This is a genomic window from Streptomyces sp. NRRL B-24572 (assembly GCF_002156145.1).
In the GTDB taxonomy this organism is placed as follows: Bacteria; Actinomycetota; Actinomycetes; order Streptomycetales; family Streptomycetaceae; genus Streptomyces; species Streptomyces vietnamensis.
Map to the genome: position 1 here is coordinate 1 of NZ_MWIG01000523.1, position 5,263 is coordinate 5,263.

Genomic DNA, 5,263 nt, shown 5'->3' on the forward strand with positions numbered 1-5,263 from the left:
ACGGGACGGACTAGGAGCCGCCCGCCAGGCGGACGGCTCCTAGTCCGTCCCGTACAGCAGTGCCGAGGGTGTGCGACCGCTTCCGGTCGCGCACCCTTTTTGTCGTTCCCGGGTCGTTCTGGGGCGGCAATAGCCGTTTATTGCCCTTTCTCCCACTAGGGTGGCATTGTGCCCCGCCCCTTGGGAGAACTCGAAGACGCCGTCATGACGCGCGTCTGGCAATGGAACCGTCCGGTCACCGTCCGGGAAGTCCTGGAAGACCTCCAGCAGGAACGGTCCATCGCCTACACCACCGTCATGACCGTCATGGACAATCTCCATCAGAAGGGCTGGGTCCGCAGGGAGGTCGAAGGCCGCGCCTATCGATATACGGCGGTCTCCACCCGCGCCGCCTACTCGGCCGCACTGATGAACGAGGCCTGGGCGCAGAGCGACAACCCCGCCGCCGCACTCGTCGCCTTCTTCGGCATGATGTCGCCGGAACAGCGGGAGTCGCTGAACGACGCCATCCGGATCGTCCAGCGCGACAACCCGCTCCCCGCCGCCCCGCGGGAGGGCGAGGGTGACGGAGGGGCGCCCCGCCCGTAGCGATAGCGTCCCCCCATGTCGACCCCCGCCAAAGCCGTCACCGTACGCAGGGCCCGCACCAGCGATGTGCCCGCGGTCCGCCGTCTCGTCGATCCTTTCGTGCAGCGCGGCATCCTGCTCGACAAGGCGACCGTGACCCTTTACGAGTCCATCCAGGAGTTCTGGGTCGCGGAACGCGACGAGGACGCCGTCGTCGTCGGCTGCGGCGCACTCCACGTCATGTGGGAAGACCTCGCCGAAGTCCGCACTCTCGCCGTCGATCCCGAGTTCAAGGGAGCCGGCGTCGGACATCAGGTGCTGGACAAGTTGTTGCACACCGCCCGATGGCTCGGGGTGCGGCGGGTATTCTGCCTGACCTTCGAAGTCGACTTCTTCGCGAAGCACGGCTTCGTCGAGATCGGCGAGACCCCGGTCGACGGAGATGTCTACAGCGAGCTCCTGCGTTCCTATGACGAGGGAGTCGCAGAGTTCCTCGGTCTCGAACGAGTGAAGCCGAACACCTTGGGCAACAGCCGGATGCTTCTGCACCTGTGACGGGGAAGCCCGGGGATCCTCTCGCGGAACCCTATGTCCGAATCGCGCACGTTTCCCGCGTCGTCGGGGTTCTGAACCTCTCCCAGGGGTTTGTGTTTTTCCCGGAAAAGCGGTTTCCTTTCCGCGTACTGCATTTTCGATGAAAGGAAATCCGGTGGCACAGAAGGTTCAGGTCCTTCTTGTCGACGACCTCGACGGCGTCGAGGCGGACGAGACCGTGACGTTCGCGCTGGACGGCAAGACCTACGAGATCGACCTCACCACCGCCAACGCGGAAAAGCTCCGTGGCCTGCTCGAGCCGTACACCACGAGCGGTCGCCGCACCGGCGGCCGCACCACCGGCGGCCGCGGCAAGGGCCGCGCCGTGGCGACGGGCAGCCAGGACACCGCGAAGATCCGCGCGTGGGCCAAGGAGAACGGCATGAACGTCAACGACCGCGGTCGCGTTCCCGCCGACATCAAGGCCGCCTACGAGGACGCGAACCGCTGAGGCGAAAGCTGCTGAGCCGCCCCGCGGGTACGGGCATTCAGCAGCCGTACCCGGTGGCACTCCGCCGCGGCGGCGGCCACGAGACGCACCAGACAGGGGGCACCCGCAACGCCCCACGGCGCGGACCGCAGCGCCGGCAGCGAGGGTTCGACCTCGCGACCCGGCGCGGGCGCCCGCAGCCACACCGCGGCGCCCGGCGCGCCGGATCCGCCCCGCCCCGGGGGAAGGGGTGCGGTCATCCGGCCGTCGGCACCGAGGGCCGTGAGATCCAGCGCGATCCCGCCCCACTCCAGCCAGTCGAGCAGTCCCGGTAGCTCCTCCGCGCTCCCCGCGGCCACGAGCAGGCCCATCCGGTGTCCAACGAGGGCCACCGGACCCGTCGCGGCGCCCACCCGGCGCAGCACGCCCCGGCCGGCCTCGGCGGGCAGTTCCAGGACGTCGAAGCGCAGCCCCGTGACCAGACCCACCGGCGGGCCCGCCACCGTGGCCCAGCCGAGCTCGTCCTCGTACCACCGCGCGATCCCGCGGTCGGGCGGCGTGCGGGGCAGCGGGACGGTGAAGACCATGCAGGGGGAACTCCCGCGAGGGCGCGTTGGTTACGCCCGCGGTGACACGCGACCCCCGGCGAAAGCGACACACGGCCCCGGCGAAGGTGACATACGACCCGGGTGAAGGTGACACACGGTCTCCCGGTGGACGCGCAAGGTGTCCGTGATGGGGCGTACGCGTGCATTCGGCAGCGCAAGGGTGTTCGCTGGTAGCGGAGGGAACCGGGGTGCGCCGCATGGAGTGTCAGTGCTTACGGGTAAGACATTCCTAGTGGAGAGGGGCGACTCGCGGGCTTCGGCGTCTCACGTTCGCCATCGGCGTACTGATGGCGCGGGTAACTACTTGGCCTGCGGGAACATCGTCTCGCACCATCGGGTTGGAGCATTTGTCGGCTGTTCGGCAGCAGGTCTCCCCGCTGAAGAGGGGGTGATCCGGACGGATGTCGGCAGTTGGAATGAGCGGTCCCCGCTTGCGGGACTAAGCTGCGGAAGGACAGGGAGGGGATCGACCCCTAACTGACTGACCGCTCTGAGGAGCGATTAACGATGTTCGAGAGGTTCACCGACCGCGCGCGGCGGGTTGTCGTCCTGGCTCAGGAAGAAGCCCGGATGCTCAACCACAACTACATCGGCACCGAGCACATCCTTCTGGGCCTTATCCACGAGGGTGAGGGTGTCGCCGCTAAGGCCCTGGAGAGCCTCGGGATTTCGCTCGAGGCGGTCCGCCAGCAGGTGGAGGAGATCATCGGCCAGGGCCAGCAGGCCCCGTCCGGGCACATCCCCTTCACCCCTCGTGCCAAGAAGGTCCTGGAGCTGTCGCTCCGGGAGGCCCTCCAGCTCGGCCACAACTACATCGGCACCGAGCACATCCTGCTCGGCCTGATCCGCGAGGGCGAGGGCGTCGCCGCCCAGGTCCTCGTGAAGCTGGGCGCCGACCTCAACCGGGTGCGGCAGCAGGTCATCCAGCTGCTCTCCGGCTACCAGGGCAAGGAAGCCGCCACGGCCGGCGGTCCTGCCGAGGGCACCCCCTCGACGTCCCTGGTCCTCGACCAGTTCGGCCGGAACCTCACCCAGGCGGCCCGCGAATCCAAGCTCGACCCGGTCATCGGGCGCGAGAAGGAGATCGAGCGGGTCATGCAGGTGCTGTCCCGCCGCACCAAGAACAACCCGGTCCTCATCGGCGAGCCCGGCGTCGGCAAGACCGCCGTCGTCGAGGGCCTGGCGCAGGCCATCGTCAAGGGCGAGGTGCCCGAGACCCTCAAGGACAAGCACCTCTACACCCTGGACCTCGGCGCGCTGGTCGCCGGCTCCCGCTACCGCGGTGACTTCGAGGAGCGCCTGAAGAAGGTCCTCAAGGAGATCCGCACCCGCGGCGACATCATCCTGTTCATCGACGAGCTCCACACCCTCGTGGGTGCGGGCGCCGCCGAGGGCGCGATCGACGCCGCCAGCATCCTCAAGCCGATGCTGGCCCGCGGTGAGCTCCAGACCATCGGTGCCACCACGCTCGACGAGTACCGCAAGTACCTGGAGAAGGACGCGGCCCTGGAGCGCCGCTTCCAGCCCATCCAGGTCGCCGAGCCGTCGCTGCCGCACACCATCGAGATCCTCAAGGGTCTGCGCGACCGGTACGAGGCCCACCACCGGGTCTCCATCACCGACGAGGCCCTCGTCCAGGCCGCGACCCTGGCCGACCGGTACATCTCGGACCGCTTCCTCCCGGACAAGGCGATCGACCTGATCGACGAGGCCGGCTCCCGGATGCGCATCCGCCGGATGACCGCGCCGCCGGACCTCCGCGAGTTCGACGAGAAGATCGCCGGCGTCCGCCGCGACAAGGAGTCCGCGATCGACTCGCAGGACTTCGAGAAGGCCGCGTCCCTGCGCGACAAGGAGAAGCAGCTCCTCGCCGCGAAGGCCAAGCGGGAGAAGGAGTGGAAGGCCGGCGACATGGACGTCGTCGCCGAGGTCGACGGCGAGCTGATCGCCGAGGTCCTCGCGACCGCCACCGGCATCCCGGTCTTCAAGCTGACCGAGGAGGAGTCCTCGCGTCTGCTCCGCATGGAGGACGAGCTCCACAAGCGCGTCATCGGCCAGAAGGACGCCGTCATCGGCCTCTCGCGGGCCATCCGCCGTACCCGTGCGGGTCTGAAGGACCCGAAGCGCCCCGGTGGCTCGTTCATCTTCGCCGGCCCGTCCGGCGTCGGTAAGACCGAGCTTTCGAAGGCGCTCGCCGAATTCCTCTTCGGCGACGAGGACGCGATGATCTCCCTCGACATGTCGGAGTTCAGCGAGAAGCACACGGTTTCCCGTCTCTTCGGTTCGCCGCCCGGATACGTCGGCTACGAAGAGGGCGGCCAGCTCACCGAGAAGGTGCGCCGCAAGCCGTTCTCCGTCGTCCTCTTCGACGAGGTCGAGAAGGCCCACCCCGATATCTTCAATTCCCTTCTCCAGATCCTGGAGGACGGTCGCCTGACCGACTCCCAGGGCCGGGTCGTGGACTTCAAGAACACGGTCATCATCATGACCACCAACCTCGGGACCAGGGACATCTCGAAGGGCTTCAACCTGGGCTTCGCCGCCCAGGGCGACACGAAGTCCAACTACGAGCGGATGAAGGCCAAGGTCAGCGACGAGCTGAAGCAGCACTTCCGCCCGGAGTTCCTCAACCGTGTGGACGACATCATCGTCTTCCCGCAGCTGACGCAGGAGGACATCCTCCAGATCGTCGACCTGATGATCAGCCGCGTCGACGAGCGCCTCAAGGACCGGGACATGGGCATCGAGCTCTCCCAGTCCGCGAAGGAGCTGCTCGCCAAGAAGGGCTACGACCCCGTGATGGGCGCCCGGCCGCTGCGCCGGACGATCCAGCGCGAGATCGAGGACACGCTCTCGGAGAAGATCCTCTTCGGCGAGCTGCGCCCCGGTCACATCGTGGTCGTGGACACGGAGGGCGAGGGCGAGGAGCGCAAGTTCACCTTCCGCGGCGAGGAGAAGTCGGCCCTGCCGGACGCCCCGCCGATCGAGGCGGCGGGCGGCTCGGGCCCGAACCTCTCGAAGGAAGCGTGACGCACGCGCTGAGCGCTGAGCGGTAAGGGGCGGC

Annotated in this window: 5 protein-coding genes; 4 read left to right on the forward strand and 1 reads right to left on the reverse strand. The window is 67.9% G+C overall.

The annotated features are described in order from the left end of the window. The first annotated feature begins 168 nt into the window (after positions 1–168). The 3 genes from CCN56_RS28795 to CCN56_RS28805 all read left to right on the forward strand — a co-directional run bounded on the left by CCN56_RS28795 (position 169) and on the right by CCN56_RS28805 (position 1,612). The gene (locus CCN56_RS28795; RefSeq protein ID WP_086830915.1) at positions 169–588 is read left to right on the forward strand and encodes a BlaI/MecI/CopY family transcriptional regulator; all 420 of its coding nucleotides are present in this window, start codon (positions 169–171) and stop codon (positions 586–588) included. Between the two features lie 15 nt (positions 589–603). After that, a complete protein-coding gene (locus tag CCN56_RS28800; protein WP_041129828.1) occupies positions 604–1,122 on the forward strand; it encodes an amino-acid N-acetyltransferase in 519 nt (172 codons plus the stop codon). Positions 1,123–1,276: 154 nt separating this feature from the next. Beyond that, complete coding sequence (locus CCN56_RS28805) at positions 1,277–1,612, forward strand: Lsr2 family protein (RefSeq protein ID WP_030324199.1); 336 nt, start codon at positions 1,277–1,279, stop codon at positions 1,610–1,612. On the opposite strand, the gene CCN56_RS28810 is transcribed toward CCN56_RS28805, so the two are convergent. Further along, complete coding sequence (locus CCN56_RS28810) at positions 1,591–2,178, reverse strand: SCO3374 family protein (protein WP_086830916.1); 588 nt, start codon at positions 2,176–2,178, stop codon at positions 1,591–1,593. The two genes, CCN56_RS28805 and CCN56_RS28810, sit on opposite strands and share 22 nt — an antisense overlap. 528 nt (positions 2,179–2,706) lie before the next feature. Here CCN56_RS28810 and CCN56_RS28820 point away from each other — a divergent pair. Beyond that, complete coding sequence (locus CCN56_RS28820; RefSeq protein WP_041129826.1) at positions 2,707–5,229, forward strand: ATP-dependent Clp protease ATP-binding subunit; 2,523 nt, start codon at positions 2,707–2,709, stop codon at positions 5,227–5,229. The last annotated feature ends 34 nt before the right edge of the window (positions 5,230–5,263 follow it).